This window comes from Citrobacter sp. R4 (assembly GCF_026719175.1).
In the GTDB taxonomy this organism is placed as follows: Bacteria; Pseudomonadota; Gammaproteobacteria; order Enterobacterales; family Enterobacteriaceae; genus Citrobacter_A; species Citrobacter_A sedlakii.
Genome location: NZ_JAPPSU010000005.1, coordinates 219,448 through 241,780, shown reverse-complemented (window position 1 = coordinate 241,780; position 22,333 = coordinate 219,448). Strand labels below are relative to the sequence as shown.

20 protein-coding genes are annotated in these 22,333 nt (G+C 57.1%); 16 read left to right on the top strand and 4 right to left on the bottom strand.

Going from position 1 to position 22,333, the window contains the following annotated elements; all coding sequences use genetic code 11:
- The first annotated feature begins 37 nt into the window (after positions 1-37).
- On the top strand, positions 38-1,093 hold the full coding sequence (locus tag OOJ60_RS13495; protein WP_181822112.1) for a LacI family DNA-binding transcriptional regulator: 1,056 nt from the start codon (positions 38-40) through the stop codon (positions 1,091-1,093).
- Between the two features lies 1 nt (position 1,094).
- On the opposite strand, the gene msrA is transcribed toward OOJ60_RS13495, so the two are convergent.
- On the bottom strand, positions 1,095-1,733 hold the full coding sequence (gene msrA, locus OOJ60_RS13490) for a peptide-methionine (S)-S-oxide reductase MsrA (RefSeq protein WP_181822111.1): 639 nt from the start codon (positions 1,731-1,733) through the stop codon (positions 1,095-1,097).
- A gap of 215 nt (positions 1,734-1,948) precedes the next feature.
- On the opposite strand from msrA, the gene tamA reads away from it, so the two are divergent.
- The 3 genes from tamA to OOJ60_RS13475 are packed head-to-tail and all read left to right on the top strand — an operon-like array spanning position 1,949 to position 7,805.
- A complete protein-coding gene (gene tamA, locus OOJ60_RS13485; protein ID WP_060570916.1) occupies positions 1,949-3,682 on the top strand; it encodes an autotransporter assembly complex protein TamA in 1,734 nt (577 codons plus the stop codon).
- The gene (tamB, locus tag OOJ60_RS13480) at positions 3,679-7,458 is read left to right on the top strand and encodes an autotransporter assembly complex protein TamB (protein WP_205612719.1); all 3,780 of its coding nucleotides are present in this window, start codon (positions 3,679-3,681) and stop codon (positions 7,456-7,458) included. The genes tamA and tamB overlap by 4 nt, the downstream gene beginning before the upstream one ends.
- Before the next feature lie 2 nt (positions 7,459-7,460).
- A complete protein-coding gene (locus OOJ60_RS13475) occupies positions 7,461-7,805 on the top strand; it encodes a gamma-glutamylcyclotransferase family protein (RefSeq protein ID WP_042289476.1) in 345 nt (114 codons plus the stop codon).
- 337 nt (positions 7,806-8,142) lie between these two features.
- Here the strand turns inward: OOJ60_RS13475 and ppa are convergent, their stop codons facing one another.
- Complete coding sequence (gene ppa, locus OOJ60_RS13470; RefSeq protein ID WP_042289473.1) at positions 8,143-8,673, bottom strand: inorganic diphosphatase; 531 nt, start codon at positions 8,671-8,673, stop codon at positions 8,143-8,145.
- 308 nt (positions 8,674-8,981) lie between these two features.
- Between ppa and ytfQ the strand changes: the two genes are divergently transcribed.
- The 5 genes from ytfQ (at position 8,982) to OOJ60_RS13445 (ending at position 14,734) form a co-directional block, all read left to right on the top strand.
- Complete coding sequence (gene ytfQ / locus OOJ60_RS13465) at positions 8,982-9,938, top strand: galactofuranose ABC transporter substrate-binding protein YtfQ (protein ID WP_042289469.1); 957 nt, start codon at positions 8,982-8,984, stop codon at positions 9,936-9,938.
- A 75-nt stretch (positions 9,939-10,013) separates the two neighbouring features.
- A complete protein-coding gene (gene ytfR, locus OOJ60_RS13460; protein ID WP_205612718.1) occupies positions 10,014-11,516 on the top strand; it encodes a galactofuranose ABC transporter, ATP-binding protein YtfR in 1,503 nt (500 codons plus the stop codon).
- 13 nt (positions 11,517-11,529) lie between these two features.
- The gene (gene ytfT, locus OOJ60_RS13455) at positions 11,530-12,552 is read left to right on the top strand and encodes a galactofuranose ABC transporter, ATP-binding protein YtfT (protein WP_042289468.1); all 1,023 of its coding nucleotides are present in this window, start codon (positions 11,530-11,532) and stop codon (positions 12,550-12,552) included.
- Positions 12,539-13,540, top strand: a complete 1,002-nt coding sequence (yjfF, locus tag OOJ60_RS13450) for a galactofuranose ABC transporter, permease protein YjfF (protein ID WP_042289465.1) — start codon at positions 12,539-12,541, stop codon at positions 13,538-13,540. The genes ytfT and yjfF overlap by 14 nt, the downstream gene beginning before the upstream one ends.
- 81 nt (positions 13,541-13,621) lie before the next feature.
- Positions 13,622-14,734, top strand: a complete 1,113-nt coding sequence (locus tag OOJ60_RS13445; RefSeq protein ID WP_205612717.1) for a methyl-accepting chemotaxis protein — start codon at positions 13,622-13,624, stop codon at positions 14,732-14,734.
- Positions 14,735-14,797: 63 nt separating this feature from the next.
- Here the strand turns inward: OOJ60_RS13445 and fbp are convergent, their stop codons facing one another.
- Positions 14,798-15,796, bottom strand: coding sequence for a class 1 fructose-bisphosphatase (fbp, locus tag OOJ60_RS13440; RefSeq protein WP_042289463.1), 999 nt, complete (start codon positions 15,794-15,796; stop codon positions 14,798-14,800).
- A 175-nt stretch (positions 15,797-15,971) separates the two neighbouring features.
- On the opposite strand from fbp, the gene mpl reads away from it, so the two are divergent.
- Positions 15,972-17,345, top strand: a complete 1,374-nt coding sequence (mpl, locus tag OOJ60_RS13435; RefSeq protein ID WP_060570914.1) for a UDP-N-acetylmuramate:L-alanyl-gamma-D-glutamyl-meso-diaminopimelate ligase — start codon at positions 15,972-15,974, stop codon at positions 17,343-17,345.
- Between the two features lie 103 nt (positions 17,346-17,448).
- On the opposite strand, the gene yjgA is transcribed toward mpl, so the two are convergent.
- Positions 17,449-18,000, bottom strand: a complete 552-nt coding sequence (yjgA, locus tag OOJ60_RS13430) for a ribosome biogenesis factor YjgA (protein WP_060570913.1) — start codon at positions 17,998-18,000, stop codon at positions 17,449-17,451.
- A gap of 96 nt (positions 18,001-18,096) precedes the next feature.
- On the opposite strand from yjgA, the gene pmbA reads away from it, so the two are divergent.
- The 6 genes from pmbA to OOJ60_RS13400 all read left to right on the top strand — a co-directional run bounded on the left by pmbA (position 18,097) and on the right by OOJ60_RS13400 (position 22,246).
- Entirely contained in the window at positions 18,097-19,449 is a 1,353-nt protein-coding gene (pmbA, locus tag OOJ60_RS13425; RefSeq protein WP_042289456.1) for a metalloprotease PmbA, read from the top strand.
- A 328-nt stretch (positions 19,450-19,777) separates the two neighbouring features.
- Complete coding sequence (locus OOJ60_RS13420; protein ID WP_060570912.1) at positions 19,778-20,116, top strand: glycine dehydrogenase; 339 nt, start codon at positions 19,778-19,780, stop codon at positions 20,114-20,116.
- A 10-nt stretch (positions 20,117-20,126) separates the two neighbouring features.
- Complete coding sequence (locus tag OOJ60_RS13415; protein ID WP_000435389.1) at positions 20,127-20,489, top strand: SFCGS family glycine-rich protein; 363 nt, start codon at positions 20,127-20,129, stop codon at positions 20,487-20,489.
- A 2-nt stretch (positions 20,490-20,491) separates the two neighbouring features.
- Positions 20,492-20,791, top strand: a complete 300-nt coding sequence (locus OOJ60_RS13410) for a DUF4312 family protein (protein ID WP_042289449.1) — start codon at positions 20,492-20,494, stop codon at positions 20,789-20,791.
- Positions 20,792-20,813: 22 nt separating this feature from the next.
- A complete protein-coding gene (locus tag OOJ60_RS13405) occupies positions 20,814-21,590 on the top strand; it encodes a DUF4311 domain-containing protein (RefSeq protein ID WP_042289446.1) in 777 nt (258 codons plus the stop codon).
- Between the two features lie 11 nt (positions 21,591-21,601).
- Entirely contained in the window at positions 21,602-22,246 is a 645-nt protein-coding gene (locus OOJ60_RS13400; protein ID WP_042289444.1) for a DUF4310 family protein, read from the top strand.
- Positions 22,247-22,333: the final 87 nt, after the last annotated feature.

Genomic DNA, 22,333 nt, shown 5'->3' with positions numbered 1-22,333 from the left:
AAAATTTGCAAAGATACATTGCGAGCGGGGTCACAGAATGTCAGGCAAGCTAAAAATGGACGAAATTGCGGCCTTGACCGGCTTCTCGGTCAGTACCGTTTCCCGGGTACTCAGCGGAAAGTCTTACACCAGCAACAAGGCGCGTGAAGCGATAGTGAACTGCGCGCGCCAGTTGGGCGTGCTCGACTCCCTCGCCAGCGGTCGCCTGCTGATTAACGGGATCGTGGTTTTTGCCCCCCAGCGAACATTCACCGCCCAGGGCGACGCTTTTTACCTGGAGGTGACGCGGGGCATCGCTGACGCGGTTGCGCCGCACGATGTGTATCTCACCTGGTGTGGGCTGGACGAGCAACGCGCCGATATCAAAATCTTTCTGGAAAAAGCCAACAATAAGAATATCAACGCCATCATTCTGATCGGCATTGACGATCCAACCATCCACAAACTGGCGCAGTCGCTGGATAAACCCTGCGTGCTGGTGAATTCGCAGGATCGGGAGGGGCTACTCGACGCGGTATCACCGGATCACCGGGCGATTGGCAACCTTGCGGCGCAGTATCTGTTCGATCAGGGGCACCGCCGCATACTTCACATCACCAGCCTGCGGCGCGAAACCATGTACTGGCGGCTGGAAGGCATTAAAGAGGTCTATCGCCAGTATCAGATCCCGTTTGATTCACAGCGGGATCTGCTGGTCACCGAAGGGTTTACCGCCGGGGAGGCGGAACAGGCGATAGACGACTGGCTGCGCATTACGCCGCGCGAGGCGTGGCCGGAAGTGATTTTTTGCGCGGGTGCGCCGATGTCGGTGGGCATTCAGCGCGTGCTGGAAAAAGCAGGCGTTCGCATGCCGGAGGGGATCTCGCTCATGACCACCGGCGTGGAGGGACTGGACGCGGAGGTTATTGCAACGGTGAGTTGCATCACTATTCCCTGTCGGGCGCTGGGGGTGGAAGCCGTGCATTTATTGCAAAACCGGCTCAACCGGCCATCCGCGCCGGTATTCAATTTATGCCTGAAAGGCAAGGTGTTGGATAAGGGCACGGTGGTTAGCGCCACGCGCCACGCCGCCCGCGTGGCCGTGTCACGATAGATTACCCTTGTGGCGGCAGACAAATGCCAATCCCGCCGATGCCGCAGTATCCGTACGGATTTTTGTGCAGATACTGCTGGTGATCGTCCTCGGCGTAGTAAAACGGCGTGGCGTTGCTGATTTCCGTTGTGATGTGGCGATCGTCGCCGGAGGCGGTCATCGCCGACTGAAAACGCGCAAGGCTGGCGCGCGCGGCGGCGTCCTGCTCCGGCGTCAGCGGATAAATGGCCGAACGGTACTGGGTGCCGTGGTCGTTGCCCTGACGCATACCTTGCGCCGGATCGTGGTTTTCCCAGAACACCTGTAACAGCTGCTCGTAGCTGATAACGTTCGGGTCATACACCACGCGTACCGCTTCGGCGTGGCCGGTCTCGCCGGAACACACTTCCCGGTAGGTCGGGTTAGGCGTATAGCCGCCGGTATACCCCGCCGCGGTGCTGTAAACGCCAGGGAGCTGCCAGAACAGGCGCTCAACGCCCCAGAAACAGCCCATGGCGAAAAAGGCGACTTCCATCCCCTCGGGCACGTTCGTCATTGAATGTTCATTGACGGCGTGAAGCGTCGCCACCGGCATCGGGGTATTGCGTCCAGGTAGCGCCTCTGACGGTGAAATCAGATGCTTTTTGTCGAATAAACTCATGGTGCCGTTCTCCCGATAATCAGTAATTGGGGTTAAGGTTGTAACAAGACGCGTATTTGCACACAATATCCATTACGAATACGTCTATCTTAAACATAAGAAATATTTGGGTTGTCGTCTGTTTTTCAATCCCAGTTGTTGGGTTTTTGTTAAGCCGTGGATCGGCATTATGGTTGTTTTCCAGGGGTGGAAATAAGGGATATTCAGGAGAAAAAGTGCCACATATCCGTCAGTTATGCTGGGTGAGCCTGCTGTGCTTAAGCAGTTCCGCCTGGGCCGCGAACGTCCGATTACAGGTCGAGGGGCTATCAGGAGAACTGGAGAAAAACGTCCGTGCGCAGCTCTCCACAATTCAAAGCGACGAAGTGACGCCGGACCGGCGTTTTCGCGCGCGCGTGGATGATGCTATCCGTGAGGGGCTAAAGGCGCTCGGTTACTACGAGCCGACGATCGACTTTGACCTGCGTCCGCCGCCGGCAAAGGGGCGTCAGGTGCTGATCGCCAGGGTCACGCCGGGTGAACCGGTGCGCATTGGCGGGACCGAAGTCATTTTACGCGGCGGCGCGCGTACCGACAGAGATTATCTGGATCTGCTGAAAACGCGTCCGGCAGTCGGGACGGTGCTGAATCACGGGGATTACGACAGTTTTAAAAAGTCCCTCACCAGCGTGGCGCTACGTAAAGGGTATTTCGACAGCGAATTTAATAAGAGCCAGTTGGGCGTCGCGCTTGACCGCCATCAGGCTTTCTGGGATATCGACTACAACAGCGGCGAGCGCTACCGCTTTGGTCATGTCACTTTCGAAGGTTCGCAGATCCGCGATGAGTATCTGCAAAATCTGGTGCCGTTTAAAGAGGGGGACCAGTATGAATCAAAAGATCTCGGCGAGTTAAACCGTCGTCTCTCGGCGACCGGATGGTTCAACTCGGTGGTCGTCGCGCCGGAATTCGACAAAGCGCGCCAGACCAAAGTGCTGCCGCTAAAGGGCGTGGTTTCGCCGCGCACCGAAAACACCATCGAAACCGGGGTGGGCTATTCCACTGACGTCGGCCCGCGGGTAAAGGCGACGTGGAAAAAACCGTGGATGAACTCGTACGGGCACAGCCTGACCACCAGCGCCAGCATCTCCGCCCCCGAACAGGTGCTGGATTTCAGCTACAAAATCCCGCTCTTAAAGAATCCGCTGGAGCAGTATTACCTGGTGCAGGGCGGCTTTAAGCGTACCGATCTCAACGATACCGAACAGGATTCCACCACGCTTGCGCTTTCGCGCTACTGGGATCTTTCCAGCGGCTGGCAGCGAGCGATAAACCTGCGCTGGAGTCTCGACCACTTTACCCAGGGCGAAGTGACCAATACCACCATGCTGCTGTATCCGGGGGTGATGATAAGCCGTACCCGCTCGCGCGGCGGCCTGATGCCGACGTGGGGCGACTCGCAGCGCTATTCGATTGACTACTCCAACACCGCCTGGGGATCAGATGTCGATTTCTCGGTGATCCAGGCGCAAAACGTCTGGATCCGCACCTTGTACGATCGCCACCGTTTCGTGATGCGCGGCAATCTCGGCTGGATTGAGACCGGCGACTTTGACAAAGTGCCGCCGGATCTCCGCTTCTTCGCCGGGGGCGACCGCAGTATTCGCGGCTACAAATATAAATCAATCTCGCCGAAAGACAGCAATGGCGACCTGAAAGGGGCGTCGAAGCTGGCAACCGGCTCGCTGGAATATCAGTATAACGTCAGCGGAAAATGGTGGGGCGCGATGTTTGTCGACAGCGGCGAAGCGGTCAGCGATATCCGCAGAAGCGACTTCAAAACCGGCGCCGGGGTTGGCGTGCGCTGGCAGTCGCCGGTCGGGCCGATCAAGCTCGATATCGCCGCGCCGATCGGCGACAAAGACGAGCATGGTTTACAGTTTTACATCGGTCTGGGGCCTGAATTATGAGTTTATGGAAGAAGATAAGCCTCGGCGTACTGATTTTTATCCTGCTGCTGCTGGCAACCGTCGGGTTTCTGGTGGGCACCACCACCGGACTGCATCTGGTGTTCAACGCGGCGAACCGCTGGGTGCCGGGGCTGGAAATCGGCCAGGTGACCGGCGGCTGGCGTGACCTGTCATTGAAAAATATCCGTTACGACCAGCCGGGCGTGGCGGTGAATGCCGGCGAAGTGCATCTGGCCGTGGGGCTGGACTGCCTGTGGAACAGCAGTCTGTGCGTCAACGATCTGTCGCTCAAGGACATCAACGTCGTCATTGACAGCAAAAAGATGCCGCCCGCGGAACAGGTAGAGGCAGAGGAAGACAGCGGCCCGCTGAATCTCTCCACGCCCTATCCCATCACCCTTTCTCGCGTCGCGCTGGAAAACGTCAATATTAAAATTGACGACACCACCGTTTCGGTAATGGATTTCACCTCAGGCCTGAACTGGCAGGAAAAAAATCTGACCCTGAAGCCCACCTCATTACAGGGGCTGTTGATCGCGCTGCCGAAAGTGGCGGACGTGGCGCAAGAAGAGGTCGTGGAACCGAAGATCCAGAATCCGCAGCCGGACGAAAAACCGCTCGGCGAAACGCTCAAGGATCTGTTCTCCAGGCCGGTGCTGCCGGAAATGACCGACGTTCACCTGCCGCTGAATCTTAATATTGAAGCGTTTAAAGGCGAGCAGTTGCGTCTTACGGGCGATACCGATCTGACGGTCTTTAGCCTGCTGCTGAAGGTCAGTAGCATTGACGGCAATATGAAGCTGGACGCGCTGGATATCGATTCCAGTCAGGGGACGATAAATGCGACTGGTACGGCACAGTTAAGCCATAACTGGCCAGTGGATATGACCCTCAACAGCACGCTGAACGTGGAGCCGCTGAAGGGCGAGAAGATCACGCTAAAGGTGGGCGGCGCGCTGCGCGAACAGCTGGAAGTCGGCGTGAATCTCTCCGGCCCGGTGGATGTGGATCTGCGGGCGCAGACGCGGCTGGCGGAGGCCGGGTTGCCGCTCAATCTGGACGTGGTCAGTAAGCAGGTTTACTGGCCGTTTACCGGCGATAAGCAGTTCCAGGCCGATGATATCCGGCTCAAACTCACCGGCAAAATGACCGACTACACGCTGTCGATGCGCACGGCGGTGAAAGGTCAGGATATTCCCCCGGCGACCATCACCCTGGATGCGAAAGGCAACGAACAGCAGATTAACCTCGACAAGCTGACCGTCGCCGCGCTGGAAGGGAAAACCGAGCTGAAAGCGCTGGTGGACTGGCAGCAGGCGATCAGCTGGCGCGGTGAACTGACGCTGGACGGCATTAACACCGCCAAAGAGGTGCCGGACTGGCCCTCGAGGCTCAATGGTCTGGTCAAAACCCGCGGCAGCCTGTATGGCGGCACGTGGCAGATGGAGGTGCCGGAGCTGAAGCTGACAGGCAACGTTAAGCAGAACAAGGTTAACGTTAACGGCTCGCTGAAGGGCAACAGTTACATGCAGTGGATCATTCCAGGACTGCATCTGGAACTGGGGGCGAACAGCGCGGATGTGAAAGGCGAGCTGGGCGTCAAAGAGCTGAATCTGGACGCCACCATTGACGCGCCGGGGCTGGATAACGCACTGCCGGGGTTAGGCGGTACGGCGAAAGGCCTGTTAAAGGTGCGCGGCACGGTCGATGCGCCGCAACTGCTGGCGGATATCACCGCCCGCGGCCTACGCTGGCAGGAACTCTCCGTGGCCCAGGTGCGGGTAGAAGGAGATATCAAATCCACCGACCAGATTGCCGGACAGCTTGATGTCAGGGTAGAACGAATCTCGCAGCCGGATGTGAATATCAATCTTGTCACGCTGAACGCGAAAGGCAGCGAGAAGCAGCACCAGTTGCAGCTGCGGGTTCAGGGCGAGCCGGTTTCCGGACAGCTCGATCTGGCCGGTAGCTTTGACCGAAAAGAGATGCGCTGGAAAGGTACCCTCAGCAATACCCGCTTCCAGACGCCGGTGGGGCCGTGGTCGCTGACCCGCGCCATCGCACTGGATTACCGCAACCAGGAGCAGAAAATCAGCATTGGGCCACATTGCTGGACGAACCCGAACGCTGAACTGTGTGTGCCGCAAACCATTGACGCCGGGGCGGAAGGCCGGGCGGTGGTGAATCTCAACCGCTTCGATCTGGCGATGCTGAAGCCGTTTATGCCAGAGACCACTCAGGCCAGCGGCGTTTTTACCGGGAAGGCTGACGTGGCGTGGGACACCACCAAAGAGGGGCTGCCGCAGGGCAACGTGACGCTTTCCGGACGTAACGTGAAGGTGACGCAGACGGTTAACGACGGGCCGCTGCCGCTGGCGTTTGACACGCTGAACGTCAGCGCCGATCTGCATAACAATCGCGCGGAACTGGGCTGGCTGATTCGCCTGACCAATAACGGACAGCTTGACGGTCAGGTGCAGGTGACCGATCCGCAGGGGCGACGTAATCTCGGCGGCAATGTGAACATCCGCAACCTCAATCTGGCGATGGTGAACCCGATCTTTGCCCGCGGTGAAAAAGCGGCGGGGATGCTGAACGCGAACCTGCGTCTCGGCGGCGATGTCCAGGGGCCGCAGATGTTTGGTCAGCTCCAGCTAAGCGGTCTGGATATCGACGGCAACTTTATGCCGTTTGACATGCAGCCAAGTCAGCTGGCGATGAATTTTAACGGTACGCGCTCGACCCTGACCGGGGAAGTACGTACTCAGCAGGGGCAGATAAACCTCAGCGGTGACGCAGACTGGAGCCAGATCGACAACTGGCGCGCGCGGGTTGCGGCGAAAGGCAGCCGGGTGCGCATTACCGTACCGCCAATGGTACGGCTGGACGTCTCGCCGGACGTGGTGTTTGAAGCGACGCCGAGCTTATTCACCCTCGATGGTCGTGTCGACGTGCCGTGGGCGCGCATTGTGGTGCATGAGCTGCCGGAAAGCGCAGTGGGCGTCTCCAGCGACGAAGTCATGCTCAACGATCAGTTACAGCCTGAAGAACCGCAGACCGCCGGGATCCCGATCAACAGCAACCTGATCGTTCACGTCGGCAACAACGTGCGGATGGACGCGTTTGGCCTGAAAGCCCGTCTGACGGGCGATTTGAAAGTGGCGCAGGATAAACAGGGGCTGGGGCTTAACGGACAGATTAATATTCCGGAAGGCCGCTTCCACGCCTACGGGCAGGATCTGATAGTGCGTAAGGGCGAACTGCTCTTCTCTGGCCCACCGGATCAGCCTTTACTCAATATCGAAGCGATTCGTAACCCGGAAGCGACCGAAGATGATGTAATCGCTGGCGTTCGCGTCACCGGATCGGCGGACGAACCGAAGGCGGAGATCTTCTCTGATCCGGCCATGTCACAGCAAATGGCGCTCTCTTATCTGCTGCGCGGACAGGGACTGGACAGCGATCAAAGCGACAGCGCAGCGATGACCTCCATGCTCATTGGCCTGGGGGTTGCACAAAGTGGTCAGGTTGTGGGTAAAATCGGGGAGACATTTGGCGTAAGCAATTTGGCGCTGGACACCCAGGGGGTAGGGGACTCATCCCAGGTGGTGGTCAGCGGATATGTATTGCCTGGTCTACAGGTGAAATACGGTGTGGGCATATTTGACTCTTTAGCCACGCTCACGCTACGTTATCGCCTGATGCCTAAGCTATATCTGGAAGCCGTGTCTGGCGTAGATCAGGCACTGGATTTGCTCTATCAGTTTGAGTTTTAGCAATGCGAATATTTGTCTACGGCAGTTTACGAACCAAACAAGGCAACAGCCACTGGATGACCAACGCCCAGTTGCTGGGCGAATACAGTATTGATAACTACCAGTTGTACAGCCTGGGCCACTATCCAGGCGCAGTTCCCGGGAACGGAACAGTACAGGGTGAAGTTTATCGTATTGATAACGCCACGCTGGCCGAACTGGATGCCCTGCGCACCCGGGGCGGCGAATACGCACGCCAGTTGATCCAGACGCCGTACGGAAGTGCATGGATGTATGTGTACCAACGTCCGGTGACGGGATTAACGCTGATCGAAAGCGGTAACTGGTTAGACAGAGACCAGTACTGAATTGAGCACGCCACCTTCGGGTGGCGTTGTTTTTTGCGAGGCGCTACGCCTCATTATTTGTCATCCCATCACGCCATTTCTTTTCTCTCCGTTCCGCTTCACTGTGCAGAGGGAGAAATCCAGGGAGGATACTGACAACCATTTACGACGCGGGCTCTCTGCGCCAGACAGCTCCGTCGCACAGGCATGGCTGGGGATGAGGTGGTCGACGTTGCGTTATTAAGACGCAGGCTATCGTGAAAGAGGGGAAGTTAGGCCGGTTAAGGCGTTTCGTCAGGCATAAAAAAACCCTGATCCGCCGATGCCCGACGTTCAGGGTTTTTATCGCGTAACGAACTTATTTCTTCGCGGCGCGCTCGAAGGAAGCAACGATTTCCGCTTTAGCGGCTTCGGCGTTGTCCCAGCCGTCAACTTTCACCCATTTGCCTTTTTCGAGGTCTTTGTAGTGCTCGAAGAAGTGAGTGATCTGCGCTTTCAGCAGTTCCGGCAGGTCGTTCACGTCTTTAATGTGATCGTACTCTTTGCTCAGCTTGGTGTGCGGCACTGCAACCAGTTTCGCATCTTCACCGGATTCGTCGGTCATTTTCAGCACGCCAACCGGACGGCAGCGGATCACAGAGCCCGGCTGCAGCGGGTACGGCGTTGGGACCAGTACGTCAACCGGGTCACCGTCCAGAGACAGGGTGTGGTTGATGTAGCCGTAGTTGCACGGATAGAACATCGCGGTGGACATGAAGCGGTCAACGAACAGCGCGCCGCTCTCTTTGTCGACTTCGTATTTGATCGGATCTGCGTTAGCCGGGATCTCAATCACTACATAGATATCTTCCGGCAGCTCTTTACCCGCAGGTACGTTGAGTAAGCTCATGTCTGTTTCCTTTAACTGTGTCGTAAACAAGTGGCAAGTATTATAGCTATCTCGCGCCGAATGTCTTCGCCTGATTTTGTTTTTACCTCCCTCCCGCATGGCCTTTTTAGCGCGCTCGCATGACAGGAAAATCCATATCTTCAGCCGCTTTTTTCATAGGTAAATGAAAGCGATTACAAACTTGTGATTAACGTTCTATTTACTTTTTTGAAGTGTGATGTAACGCAATTCGTTACATATTCGATTGTCTATAGTTTTTTCGCGACTGTTTCTTAACCAACAAAAACTCACCCTACGAGGACACAGTTATGTGGAAGCGCTTACTTTTAGTCACAGCAGTTTCGGCAGCCATGTCGTCTATGGCGATGGCCGCCCCCTTAACCGTAGGATTTTCGCAGGTCGGCTCAGAGTCCGGCTGGCGCGCCGCCGAGACCAACGTGGCGAAAAGCGAGGCCGAAAAGCGGGGGATTACGCTGAAGATCGCCGACGGCCAGCAGAAGCAGGAAAACCAGATTAAAGCAGTGCGCTCGTTCGTGGCGCAAGGGGTTGACGCTATCTTCATTGCGCCGGTGGTTGCGACAGGGTGGGAACCGGTGCTGAAGGAAGCGAAGGATGCGGAAATTCCGGTCTTTCTGCTCGACCGCTCCATCGATGTCAAAGACAAATCTCTCTATATGACGACGGTGACCGCCGACAACGTCCTTGAAGGCAAACTGATAGGCGACTGGCTGATCAAAGAGGTGAACGGTAAGCCGTGTAACGTGGTTGAGTTGCAGGGAACAGTCGGCGCCAGCGTGGCTATCGACCGTAAGAAAGGCTTTGCAGAAGCCATCGCCAATGCGCCAAACATCAAAATTATCCGTTCCCAGTCTGGCGACTTTACCCGCAGTAAAGGCAAAGAGGTGATGGAAAGCTTTATCAAAGCGGAAAACAACGGCAAGAACATCTGCATGGTTTACGCCCACAACGATGATATGGCGATTGGCGCCATTCAGGCGATAAAAGAGGCGGGATTGAAACCAGGGAAAGACATTCTCACCGGTTCCATCGACGGCGTGCCCGACATCTTCAAAGCGATGATTGACGGTGATGCCAACGCCAGCGTTGAACTGACGCCAAACATGGCGGGTCCGGCTTTCGACGCGCTCGAGAAATTCAAGAAAGACGGCACGATGCCGGAAAAAGTGACCATCACCAAATCGACGCTTTATCTGCCGGACACCGCGAAAGAAGAGTTAGAGAAGAAGAAAAATATGGGCTACTGATTGTTTGACAAGGCCGGGTGGCGCGACGCTGACCCGGCCTACGGTAAAGCGGGTTCAGAATGTACCGGAGGAACCATGACCACTGCTCAACACCAGGCGATCCTCCGTACCGAGGGCTTGAGTAAATTCTTCCCGGGCGTCAAAGCGCTGGATAACGTCGACTTCACGCTACGGCGCGGCGAAATCATGGCGCTGCTGGGGGAAAACGGCGCGGGGAAATCGACGCTGATTAAAGCGCTGACCGGGGTATATCACGCCGATCGCGGTACGATATTTCTGGAAGGCCGTGCGATCTCACCCCGGAATACCGCCCATGCACAGCAATTGGGCATTGGTACGGTGTATCAGGAAGTTAACCTGCTGCCAAACATGTCGGTGGCGGATAATCTGTTTATTGGCCGTGAGCCCCGGCGTTTTGGCCTGTTGCGGCGCAAGGAGATGGAAACACGCGCCTCGGCGCTAATGGCGTCTTACGGCTTCTCGCTCGACGTGCGCGAGCCGCTAAACCGCTTTTCAGTGGCAATGCAGCAGATCGTCGCCATTTGCCGGGCTATCGATCTCTCTGCAAAAGTGCTGATCCTCGACGAGCCGACCGCCAGCCTTGACACCCAGGAAGTGGAGATGTTGTTTGGTCTGATGCGCCGCTTGCGCGACAACGGCGTCAGCCTGATCTTCGTGACCCATTTCCTCGATCAGGTCTACGACGTGAGCGACAGGATCACCGTCTTACGTAACGGTAGCGTTGTTGGCTGCTGTGAAACGCGCGAGCTGCCGCAAATCGAACTGGTGAAAATGATGCTGGGACGCGAGCTGGAAACCAACGCGCTTCAGCGCGCGGGACGCACCTTGCTGAGCGACAAACCGTTCGCTGCGTTCAAAGGGTATGGCAGGAAAGGGACGATCGCCCCGTTCGATCTGGAAGTGCGCCCCGGTGAGATCGTCGGTCTGGCGGGGCTGTTAGGCTCCGGGCGGACGGAAACCGCGGAAGTGATCTTTGGCATCAAGCCGGCAGACAGCGGCAGCGCGCAGATCAAAGGCAAACCGCACGCTCTGCGATCGCCGCATCAGGCATCCTGCCAGGGGATCGGGTTTTGTCCGGAGGATCGGAAAACCGACGGTATCATTGCCGCCGCATCGGTACGGGAAAATATCATTCTGGCGCTCCAGGCTCAGCGCGGCTGGCTGAGGCCGATCCCGCGCAAGGAGCAAAACGACATTGCGGCGCGTTTTATTCGCCAGCTTGGTATACGCACGCCCAGCGCGGAACAGCCGATTGAGTTTCTTTCCGGCGGCAATCAGCAGAAGGTGCTGCTGTCGCGCTGGTTGCTGACCAAACCGCAGTTCCTGATCCTCGACGAACCCACCCGCGGGATTGACGTCGGCGCGCATGCCGAGATCATCCGGCTGATCGAAACCCTTTGCGCCGACGGTCTGGCGCTGCTGGTGATTTCTTCGGAGCTGGAGGAACTGGTCGGTTATGCGGATCGGGTCATCATTATGCGCGACCGAAAACAGGTGGCGGAGATCCCCCTGGCTGAACTCTCTGTTCCGGCGATCATGAACGCCATCGCGGCGTAAGGAGACTTTTGTGATGCCTCAATCTCTCCCGCAAAGCACCTCGCCAAAGCGACGCTTTCGCTGGCCGACCGGGACGCCGCAGCTGATAGCGCTCCTGCTGGTGCTGCTGGTGGACAGTCTGGTTGCGCCGCATTTTTACCAGATTGTCCTGCAGGATGGCCGTCTGTTCGGTAGCCCTGTCGATATTCTCAATCGCGCCGCGCCTGTGGCGCTGCTGGCGATCGGTATGACGCTGGTGATCGCTACCGGCGGCATCGATCTCTCTGTCGGCGCGGTGATGGCCATTGCGGGGGCCACCACCGCGGCCATGACCGTCGCCGGACACAGCCTGCCGGTGGTGTTGCTCGCCGCGCTTGGCTCGGGGATCCTCGCCGGATTATGGAACGGTGTCCTGGTGGCGATCCTGAAAATCCAGCCGTTTGTCGCCACCCTGATCCTGATGGTGGCCGGGCGCGGCGTCGCGCAGTTGATCACCTCCGGGCAGATCGTCACCTTTAGCTCGCCTGCGCTCTCCTGGTTTGGCAGCGGATCCCTGCTGCTGTTTCCGACGCCGGTGATCGTGGCGTTGATCACTCTGCTGCTGTTCTGGTTGCTGACCCGTAAAACCGCGCTCGGTATGTTTATTGAAGCGGTAGGCATTAACATTCGCGCGGCCAAAAACGCCGGCGTGAATACACGGATCATCGTCATGCTCACCTATGTGCTCAGCGGGCTGTGCGCGGCGATTGCCGGGATCATCGTTGCGGCGGATATACGCGGCGCCGACGCCAACAACGCCGGGCTATGGCTGGAGCTGGACGCCATTCTGGCGGTGGTTATCGGCGGCGGCTCGCTGATGGGCGGACGCTTCAACCTGTTTTTGTCGGTGGTGGGGGCGCTGATCATTCAGGGCATGAACACCGGCATTTTACTGTCCGGATTCCCGCCGGAAATGAATCAGGTCGTCAAAGCCGTCGTGGTGCTGTGCGTGCTGATTGTCCAGTCGCAGCGCTTTATCAGTTTGCTAAAAGGAGTGCGTGGTCGTGATAAAACGTAACCTACCGCTGATGATCACCCTCGGGGTTTTTGTGCTGGGCTATTTGTACTGCCTGACCCAGTTTCCCGGCTTCGCCTCCACGCGGGTGATCTGCAATATTCTCACTGACAACGCCTTTCTCGGCATCATCGCCGTAGGGATGACCTTTGTGATCCTCTCCGGCGGTATCGATCTTTCTGTCGGTTCGGTGATCGCCTTCACTGGCGTATTTCTGGCGAAAGCCATTGGTTATTGGGGCGTGTCGCCGTTGCTGGCGTTTCCACTGGTGCTGGCGATGGGCTGCGCCTTCGGCGCGTTTATGGGATTACTGATTGACGCGCTGAAGATCCCGGCGTTTATCATCACCCTTGCCGGGATGTTCTTTCTGCGCGGAGTCAGCTATCTGGTGTCTGAAGAGTCGATTCCGATTGACCATCCTGTTTACGATACCCTTTCCAGCCTGGCGTGGAAGATCCCCGGCGGCGGGCGTTTGAGCGCAATGGGTCTGCTGATGTTGGCGGTGGTGGTGACAGGCATTTTTCTGGCTCACCGCACGCGGTTTGGGAATCAGGTGTACGCCATTGGCGGCAACGCGACCTCGGCAAACCTGATGGGCATTTCAACGCGCAGCACCACCATTCGCATCTATATGCTGTCCACCGGGTTGGCGACGCTCGCCGGAATCGTTTTTTCTGTCTATACCCAGGCCGGTTACGCGCTGGCGGGCGTTGGCGTGGAGCTGGACGCGATCGCTTCGGTGGTCATTGGCGGCACGCTGCTGAGCGGCGGCGTCGGCACAGTGCTCGGTACGCTGTTCGGCGTGGCTATTCAGGGGCTGATTCAGACCTATATTAATTTCGACGGCACGCTCAGTTCGTGGTGGACGAAAATCGCCATCGGGATCCTGTTATTTATCTTCATCGCGTTACAGCGCGGCCTGACGGTGCTGTGGGAGAACCGGCAAAACGCGCCGGTACGCAGAATATCCCCCTCGGTCTTACCAAAGTGAAACGCAGGCATCGCGTAATCACCTAAACTTTTTCCGGTTGTTGTCGATAGTTTCTGTACAGACTTCAACCGGAAAATAACGATGCCAAAATCCCTCTCCCTACGACTTTCCCTGCTGGTTTTATTGTCGCTGATTACCCTGCTGTTGCTGCTGACGGGCAGTATGGGGATGTACGCCTCCACCCGCATCATCACTTCCTGGTTCTACTATGGGATCATGACCGGCGCGACGCTGACTGCCATTGCGCTGCTGATGGTGGTCTGGTTGCTGCTGCGTAACCAACTCCTGAAGCCGCTTGATAATGCGGTTGAGCAACTGGAGCGTCTGGCAACGGGGGATTTATCGTCTGTTGAAAGTCGTTATGCCAGCGCCGAGTTCAATCGTCTACAGTCGGCGCTTGCCGGGATGCGCGTGGCGCTGAGTGAATCCGTCAGGCGCGTCCGTGACGCCAGCGCGCAAATTGACACCGGCAGTCGTGAGCTGACCGCCGGCAATCTGCATCTCGCTTCGCGTACTGAATCGACGGCGACATCGCTGGAGCAAACTGCCGCCAGCATGGAAGAGCTTACCGCGACGGTGAAGCAGAATGCGGAAAACGCCGACCAGGCGCACCGGCTGGCAAAGTCTGTTTCTGACACCGCCGACCGCGGTAGCGAAATGGTCTGTTATGTCATTGAGAAAATGCGCGATATTTCCGGCAGTTCACACCGGATCGCCGATATTCTTGGCGTGATCGACGGCATTGCTTTCCAGACCAATATCCTGGCGTTGAACGCCTCCGTGGAAGCGGCGCGGGCCGGGGAGCAGGGGCGCGGTTTTGCCGTGGTGGCAGGCGAGGTGCGTAACCTGGCGAGCCGCAGCGCCGAGGCGGCGAAAGAGATCCGTATGCTTATCGGCGATTCTCAGGCGCAGGTGAACGAAGGCAGCGATCTGGCCATGCAGGCGGGCGAAACGATGGATGAGATCGCCAGCGAAGTGATGCGCATGACGTCGCTAATGCGGGAAATCGCCAGCGCGTCACAGGAGCAGAGCCGCGGCATTGAGCAGGTTAATATCGCGGTTAGCCAGATGGATGAAACCGCGCAGCAAAACGCGGTGTTGGTGCAGCAGTCCTCTGCGGCCACCCGCTCGCTGGAAGCGCAGTCTCATGCCTTAATCGACGCGATGGCGACCTTTAAACTGCAGACGGCGTAACGGCAAAACGCAGGTCGGATAGCGGTTTCGCCTTATCCGGCCTGCGCATGCCGTCTGTCATCTTTATGCGTCCGGGTACTCACGAATAAAGCGCTCAACGTCGTCAACCATATGATCGTTACCGACGAAGAACGAACGACGCTGGTGCAGGCTTTCCGGAATGATATCCAGAATACGCTCTTTCCCGTCGCTGGCTTTACCGCCCGCCTGCTCGGCGAGGAACGCCATCGGGTTGCACTCATACAGCAGGCGCAACTTCCCTTCCGGATGGCTGGCGGTGCTTGGGTAGAGGTAGATCCCGCCTTTCAGCAGGTTGCGGTGGAAGTCCGCCACCAGTGAGCCAATGTAGCGCGAAGTGTAAGGACGATTGGTCGGCTTATCTTCTTCCTGACAGAATTTGATGTACTTCTTAACACCATTAGGAAACTTGATGTAATTGCCTTCGTTGATGGAGTAGGTTTTGCCTTTCTGCGGGAAGCGCATGCGTTCCTGGCTCAGACAGAACACGCCCAGCGACGGATCGTAAGTAAAGGCATGTACGCCGCAGCCGGTGGTGTACACCAGCATGGTGGAAGAACCGTACACCACGTAGCCCGCGGCAACCTGCTTGTTGCCTGGCTGCAGGAAGTCTTCTTCCGTCACCGGCGTACCAACCGGGGTCACGCGACGATAAATAGAGAAAATGGTTCCGACAGAGACGTTAACATCGATGTTGGACGAGCCATCCAGAGGGTCCATCAGTACGACATACTTCGCGTGTTCACAGCCTTCAAAAACGACGATTTCGTCTTCTTCTTCAGAGGCGATGCCCGCGACGATATCGCGCGCCTTGAGTGCAGCTTTCAGTTTCTCGTTCGCGAACAGATCGAGTTTCTGCTGAACCTCGCCCTGCACGTTCTCAGCACCGCTGGCACCCAGGATATCGACCAGACCGGCCTTGTTGATATCGCGGTGGATGATCTTGGCGCCCAGCTTTATTGCCGACAGCAAAGCAGTGAGCTCACCGGTAGCATGAGAGAACTCGTGCTGCTTTTCGACAATAAATTCACCTAACGTTTTCATAACACTTTCCCTGCAATTGATATGGAGTAAAGCGACCGTAACAATCTTAACAAATATTTCAGGGGCTGCGCTCAGGTGAATCGCGCCAGCAAAGTACGGATTATCCTGAAATGCGTTTCTCACTTGCCTGACATATGCGTAAAATGGCCCGCAGATTAAAAAAGGATAGTGACGTATGCGCATTCATATTTTGGGAATTTGTGGCACCTTCATGGGCGGCCTGGCGATGCTGGCGCGCTCACTCGGTCATGAAGTAACAGGTTCGGACGCCAATGTGTATCCGCCGATGAGCACGTTACTTGAAAATCAAGGTATTGATCTGATTCAGGGTTATGACGCCAGTCAGCTCGACCCACAGCCTGATCTGGTGATCATTGGCAACGCCATGACGCGTGGGAACCCGTGCGTTGAAGCGGTGCTGGAAAAAAACATCCCGTACATGTCCGGCCCGCAGTGGCTGCATGATTTTGTCCTGCGCGACCGCTGGGTGCTGGCCGTGGCAGGCACCCACGGTAAAACCACCACTGCTGGCATGGCGACCTGGATCCTGGAAGCCTGTGGCTACAAGCCTGGCTTTGTGATCGGCGGCGTTCCGGGCAACTTCGAGGTCTCAGCGCGTCTGGGCGAAAGCGATTTCTTCGTGATTGAAGCCGATGAATACGACTGCGCCTTTTTCGACAAGCGCTCCAAGTTTGTTCATTACTGCCCGCGCACGTTAATCCTCAATAACCTCGAGTTCGATCACGCGGATATTTTTGACGATCTGAAAGCGATCCAGAAACAGTTCCACCACCTGGTGCGCATCGTACCGGGCCAGGGACGGATTATCTGGCCGGAACACGATATTAACCTCAAGCAGACGCTGGCGATGGGCTGCTGGAGCGAGCAGGAGCTGGTGGGCGAGCAGGGCCACTGGCAGGCGAAGAAGCTGAACGTCGATGCCTCTGAGTGGGAAGTGTGGCTGGATGGTGAAAAAGTGGGCGAAGTGAAGTGGTCGCTGGTGGGCGAGCACAACATGCACAACGGCCTGATGGCGATTGCCGCTGCGCGTCATGTCGGCGTTCAGCCTGCGGATGCCGCAACGGCGCTGGGGTCGTTTATTAACGCCCGCCGTCGTCTGGAACTGCGTGGCGAAGCGAACGGCGTGACCGTCTATGATGATTTTGCCCATCACCCGACCGCGATCCTGGCGACCCTTGCCGCGCTGCGCGGCAAAGTGGGCGGCACCGCGCGCATTATCGCCGTGCTGGAACCGCGTTCCAATACCATGAAAATGGGTCTGTGTAAGGACGATCTGGCGCCGTCATTAGGCCGCGCCGATGAGGTGTATCTGCTACAGCCGCCGCATATTCCGTGGCAGGTGGCTGAAGTGGCGGAGGCCTGCGTACAGCCTGCGCACTGGAGCGGAGACGTTGACGCGCTGGCGGAGATGGTCGTGAAAACCGCGCAGCCGGGCGATCACATTCTGGTGATGAGCAACGGCGGGTTTGGCGGTATCCACCAGAAGTTACTGGATGGGCTGGCGAAGAAAGCGGCAGCCGCAGAGTAAAACAGTACCCGGTGGCGCTGGCGCCTACCGGGCCTGGACAATGCGCAATCTCGATAGCCGGACAAGGCGCACGCGCCGCTATCCGGCAGATTGCCACACGCTATTACGCGTCGTTTTCCGCCAGTTCGCGCAGATACTGGAAGATTTGGCGCGCGGATTTCGGCGGTTTATTTCCTTCTTTCTCTTTCTTCGCGTTACGGATCAGCGATCGTAATTGCTGACGGTCGGCATTGGGCCACAGGTTCAGGACTTCCGCGACCGCGTCATCCCCTTCGACGATCAAACGATCGCGCAGGTTTTCGAGCTTGTGGAACAGCACCACCTGCTGGTTGTGGCGGTTTTTCAGCTTGTCCAGCGCCTGACGAATTGGCTCCACGTCACGGCTTCGCAGCATTTTACCAATCAACTGCAGCTGGCGGCGACGGCCTTCCATCTTGATACGCTGAGCCAGCTCAATGGCGGCCCGCAGATCCGCATCCAGCGGGATCTTATCCAGCGCGTTTTTCCCCAGATCCACAATTTCTGCGCCCAGGCGTTTTAATTCCTCGGCATCGCGTTTAATTTCACTTTTGCTGACCCAGATAATTTCATCGTCTTCGTCTTCGATGTCATCACCGGGAACGTCGTCGAGCCAGTCTTCGGGCTGCTTTGTCATCTCAGGCTCCTTAAAAAAAAGAGGCTAATGTTACCAGTTAAGATGCGCACTGAAAAACGGTTCTCTGTTAGACTTCAGAGAAACTCTCTCTACAGTATGGCATTTGCGATGAAAGTAATCTCACAAGTTGAAGCGCAGCGTAAGATTCTGGAAGAAGCGGTCTCGACAGCGCTGTCGTTAGCGTCAGGCAAATCCGACGGCGCGGAAGTCGCCGTCAGCAAAACCACCGGCATTAGCGTGAGCACACGTTACGGTGAAGTGGAGAATGTTGAATTCAACAGCGATGGCGCGTTGGGGATTACCGTTTATCACCAGAACCGTAAAGGCAGCGCGTCATCCACCGACCTCAGTCCGCAGGCGATTGCCCGTACCGTACAGGCGGCGCTGGACATTGCGCGCTACACCTCGCCGGATCCGTGCGCAGGCGTGGCGGATAAAGAGCTGCTGGCCTTCGATGCGCCGGATCTCGATCTGTTCCATCCGGCGGACGTGTCCCCGGACGAAGCTATTGAGATGGCGGCGCGCGCCGAGCAGGCGTCCTTACAGGCGGACAAGCGCATCACCAACACCGAGGGCGGCAGCTTTAACAGCCACTATGGCATTAAAGTGTTCGGGAACAGCCACGGTATGCTGCAGGGCTATTGCTCTACCCGTCATTCGCTGTCCAGTTGCGTGATCGCCGAAGAGAACGGCGATATGGAGCGTGACTACGCCTACACGATTGGCCGCGCGTTGGGCGACCTGCAAACGCCTGAGTGGGTTGGGGCCGAGTGCGCGCGTCGTACGCTGTCCCGCCTGGCGCCGCGTAAACTTTCGACCATGAAAGCGCCGGTGATTTTCGCTAATGAAGTGGCGACCGGACTGTTCGGCCATCTGGTTGGCGCGATTGCCGGCGGCTCGGTGTACCGTAAATCCACCTTCCTGTTGGATTCGCTGGGTAAACAAATTCTTCCCGACTGGCTGACAATTGAAGAACATCCGCACCTGCGTAAAGGGTTGGCGTCGTCACCGTTCGACAGCGAAGGCGTGCGCACGGAACGCCGTGACATCGTTAAAGACGGCATTCTGACCCAATGGCTGTTGACCAACTATTCCGCGCGCAAGCTGGGACTGAAAAGCACCGGCCATGCGGGCGGCATTCACAACTGGCGTATTGCCGGACAAGGGCTGAGCTTTGAGCAGATGCTGAAAGAGATGGGCACCGGGCTGGTGGTGACAGAACTGATGGGCCAGGGGGTAAGCGGCATCACCGGTGATTACTCGCGCGGCGCGGCCGGCTTCTGGGTGGAGAACGGCGAAATCCAGTATCCGGTAAGTGAAATCACCATCGCCGGGAATTTAAAAGAGATGTGGCGCAATATCGTGACTGTCGGTAACGATATCGAAACCCGCAGCAATATTCAGTGTGGTTCGGTTCTTCTGCCGGAAATGAAGATTGCCGGACAATAATCCGCCTCAGGCGGCAAACGCGCGACAGGCCGGATAAGACGCTTTGCGGCGTCATCCGGCATTGCTTCGCACCCATAAGTAAACGTAATACCCATCACACTTCTCAACTTATTCCATCAATAGCATTGTTCGTTTTCCTCCTTTCGTTTCCGCTTCATTTCTCGATACAAATCACACTTTTCCAGCGATAAATCAGCAAAACCGCCTTTTCTGTGGAACAGATCACTATCGCCACTCGCCTTTCCACTTCGAAGTGGAAAACAACTCGCTACAAACTTTTTACCTCCGCCGTTAGTTTTAACCCAGAGCCATTAACGGGGTAAGACGAGTGAATAACGGAGCAGTAATGAACGACATGGGGGAACAGGTGGCGCAGACGGCGGCACTGGCCGATCGCATGCTGGCGCAGGTGTACGCATTACTGCGTGAACATCACATCATTCCCAACGCCGTACAGGAACAAATGCTGACGTCTCATGTTCGCGCCATGGCGCACCGGTCAGTGACCGGCGAGCCTTTGCCGGAAGTGGAAGCCAGTTTATTTGATGAAATATCCGCCGAATCAATGGCGCTTGCCCGCGACGTGGTGGCGGCGTTTGGCAATCTTCCCGAGGAAGAAGCCTGGCTGCTGTCGGTCCACTTCGAAGTCGCGAAAGACAATCTTTAAGGAGCAAATAATGGAACAAATTACCGTTGTGATTGGCGATCGTCTGGGAAAAGGCCAGAAAGTGGCGGCAGGCGTCGAGAAAGCGGGCGGCCGTGCGGTAGTGGTGCCGGGCGTGGCGGCGGATATGAAGCTGGGGGACGTTATGAAAGCGGAAAATGCCACCTTCGGCATCTCTTTCTGCGGCAGCGGCGGCGCAGGTGCGATCACCGCGCAAAACAAACATGGCTATAAAGCCAAATACGGGATGCGCTCAGTGGATGAAGGCGTAACGGCGATTAACGAAGGCTGCAACGTGCTGGGTTTCGGCTTTATGGATAAAGAAGAGCTTGGCGAACGTCTGGTGCAGGCCTGGCAGAAAAAGTACGGCGCCTGAGTATGAAAGAACAATTCACCACCACGGTGAGAGTCTCCGGGAAAGGCGAAGCCAAAGCGCGCGCCTTTGCCGATGCCCTGAACCACGTTCAGGCTGCGGTCATGAAGGCATCGCCGCATATTTTACTGCGTATTGAGCCACAGGATGTGCAGGTTGTTCAGGCGCGTGAATCGGTACGAAAAGAAGCGTTTCTGTTCTTCTTTTTGCGCCGCGAAAGGCGGACGTACAGCGTGGAGCTGGACGTGACCGTCAACGTGACAGCCATCAATCTGGACAAGGTGGATTTTGTCTCGCAACGCTGATTCTTGTTAAAAAGGCATAACTATGTTCCTGATAATTTTAATAAAATCGCTCATCATCGGCGGCCTGGTCGGCGTAGGTGTGGGTGCCGGGGCTGCACGCATGTTTCATGCGCCTACCACACAGGGGATGGGCGCATTTCGTACGTTGGGGGAACTGAACTCCTGCGAAGGGGATCCGGCTTCTCACTTCTCCTTCGGCCTGGGCTTCTTCTTCAACGCCTGGGCGTCCTCCGTGGCGGCGGGGGCATTCACTCAGGACGTCGATCACCGCATCATACCGAACTGGGGCGCGGCGGCGCTGATGCTCAAAAACCGCAACGTGGGTGAAACGCTGCACGATCCGAAAAAGATGGCGATTGCCTGCGGCATCATCGGCATGATCGTGGTGACCTTCCTGAACCTTACCGCCTCCTCGGTGCCGGAAGCCTTGCAGGTCACCGCTGTGAAAGTGCTGGTGCCTGCGGCAAACCTGCTGGTCAACACCGTGATGCCGGTGATCTTCTGGTTGGCGGCGATCGACGCCGGTAAGAAATCCGGTTTCTGGGCGACCGTTTTCGGCGGCGCGGCGCAGCTGATTATGGGGAACGCCGTTCCGGGGCTGGTGCTTGGTATTCTGATCGGCAAGGGCGTCGAAGAGAGCGGCTGGAACCACGTCACCAAAGTCATGATGGCCGCCATTGTGCTGCTGTTTGTCCTGAGCGGCTTCTTCCGCGGCTTCGATATGAAGCTGATCGAATCCTTCCACATGACCGTGCCGAACTGGCTCGAACTGATCCACAACTCGCTTAGCGGCAAATAACGGAGGCCACAATGGAACAGAATAAAGGTTTTTGGTTTGCCGACTGGTCGTTTCCGATCTTCGTTGGCCTGCTCTCTTCCGGCGTGTTTGCCGGGACGCACATGTACTACCTGTACGGTATCGGCGCGTTTAACGAAGTGGCTTTTGTGGCGATGCTGAAGGCGGGGATGGATACCGGCTCCTACGGCGCGGTTGCGGCGTTTGGCGCCAGCTTCCTGTTCGCCCGCATTATTGAAGGTTCGCTGGTGGGGATTCTGGATATCGGCGGGGCCATTCAGACTGGCGTTGGCCTGGGCGTTCCGGCGCTGCTGCTCGGCGCTGGCATTATTTTCCCGGTCGAGAACTTTATCGCCTCTCTGGTAACCGGTCTGGCGATTGGCCTGGCGATTGGTTACGTCATCATTCTGGCGCGTAAATTCACCATCAACCAGAGCGATTCGACCTACGGGGCGGACGTCATGATGGGGGCCGGTAACGCCTCTGGCCGTTTCCTGGGACCGTTGATTATTCTGAGCGCGATGACCGCCTCTATTCCGATTGGCGTGGGGTCGCTGCTGGGCGCGTTGTTGTTCTATATCTGGCAAAAACCGATCACCGGCGGCGCGATCCTCGGCGCCATGATTTTAGGCTCCATCTTCCCGATCGCGATCAGCTGATGACCGCCTCCAGGCCGGATAGGGCAGTGGCGCCACTATCCGGCACATCATCCCGGCGGGCGTAGAATCGCCCGCGCAAACAGGAGA

Excerpts from the sequence above, each read along its gene's own strand:
- ppa (WP_042289473.1), bottom strand. The coding sequence starts at position 8,673 with ATGAGCTTACTCAACGTACCTGCGGGTAAAGAGCTGCCGGAAGATATC.
- ytfR (WP_205612718.1), top strand. The coding sequence starts at position 10,014 with ATGACCACTGCTCAACACCAGGCGATCCTCCGTACCGAGGGCTTGAGT.
- tamB (WP_205612719.1), top strand. The coding sequence starts at position 3,679 with ATGAGTTTATGGAAGAAGATAAGCCTCGGCGTACTGATTTTTATCCTG.
- ytfT (WP_042289468.1), top strand. The coding sequence starts at position 11,530 with ATGCCTCAATCTCTCCCGCAAAGCACCTCGCCAAAGCGACGCTTTCGC.
- OOJ60_RS13445 (WP_205612717.1), top strand. The coding sequence starts at position 13,622 with ATGCCAAAATCCCTCTCCCTACGACTTTCCCTGCTGGTTTTATTGTCG.
- OOJ60_RS13495 (WP_181822112.1), top strand. The coding sequence starts at position 38 with ATGTCAGGCAAGCTAAAAATGGACGAAATTGCGGCCTTGACCGGCTTC.
- OOJ60_RS13405 (WP_042289446.1), top strand. The coding sequence starts at position 20,814 with ATGTTCCTGATAATTTTAATAAAATCGCTCATCATCGGCGGCCTGGTC.
- OOJ60_RS13410 (WP_042289449.1), top strand. The coding sequence starts at position 20,492 with ATGAAAGAACAATTCACCACCACGGTGAGAGTCTCCGGGAAAGGCGAA.
- ytfQ (WP_042289469.1), top strand. The coding sequence starts at position 8,982 with ATGTGGAAGCGCTTACTTTTAGTCACAGCAGTTTCGGCAGCCATGTCG.
- OOJ60_RS13475 (WP_042289476.1), top strand. The coding sequence starts at position 7,461 with ATGCGAATATTTGTCTACGGCAGTTTACGAACCAAACAAGGCAACAGC.
- OOJ60_RS13415 (WP_000435389.1), top strand. The coding sequence starts at position 20,127 with ATGGAACAAATTACCGTTGTGATTGGCGATCGTCTGGGAAAAGGCCAG.
- OOJ60_RS13400 (WP_042289444.1), top strand. The coding sequence starts at position 21,602 with ATGGAACAGAATAAAGGTTTTTGGTTTGCCGACTGGTCGTTTCCGATC.
- yjgA (WP_060570913.1), bottom strand. The coding sequence starts at position 18,000 with ATGACAAAGCAGCCCGAAGACTGGCTCGACGACGTTCCCGGTGATGAC.
- mpl (WP_060570914.1), top strand. The coding sequence starts at position 15,972 with ATGCGCATTCATATTTTGGGAATTTGTGGCACCTTCATGGGCGGCCTG.
- fbp (WP_042289463.1), bottom strand. The coding sequence starts at position 15,796 with ATGAAAACGTTAGGTGAATTTATTGTCGAAAAGCAGCACGAGTTCTCT.
- msrA (WP_181822111.1), bottom strand. The coding sequence starts at position 1,733 with ATGAGTTTATTCGACAAAAAGCATCTGATTTCACCGTCAGAGGCGCTA.
- pmbA (WP_042289456.1), top strand. The coding sequence starts at position 18,097 with ATGGCATTTGCGATGAAAGTAATCTCACAAGTTGAAGCGCAGCGTAAG.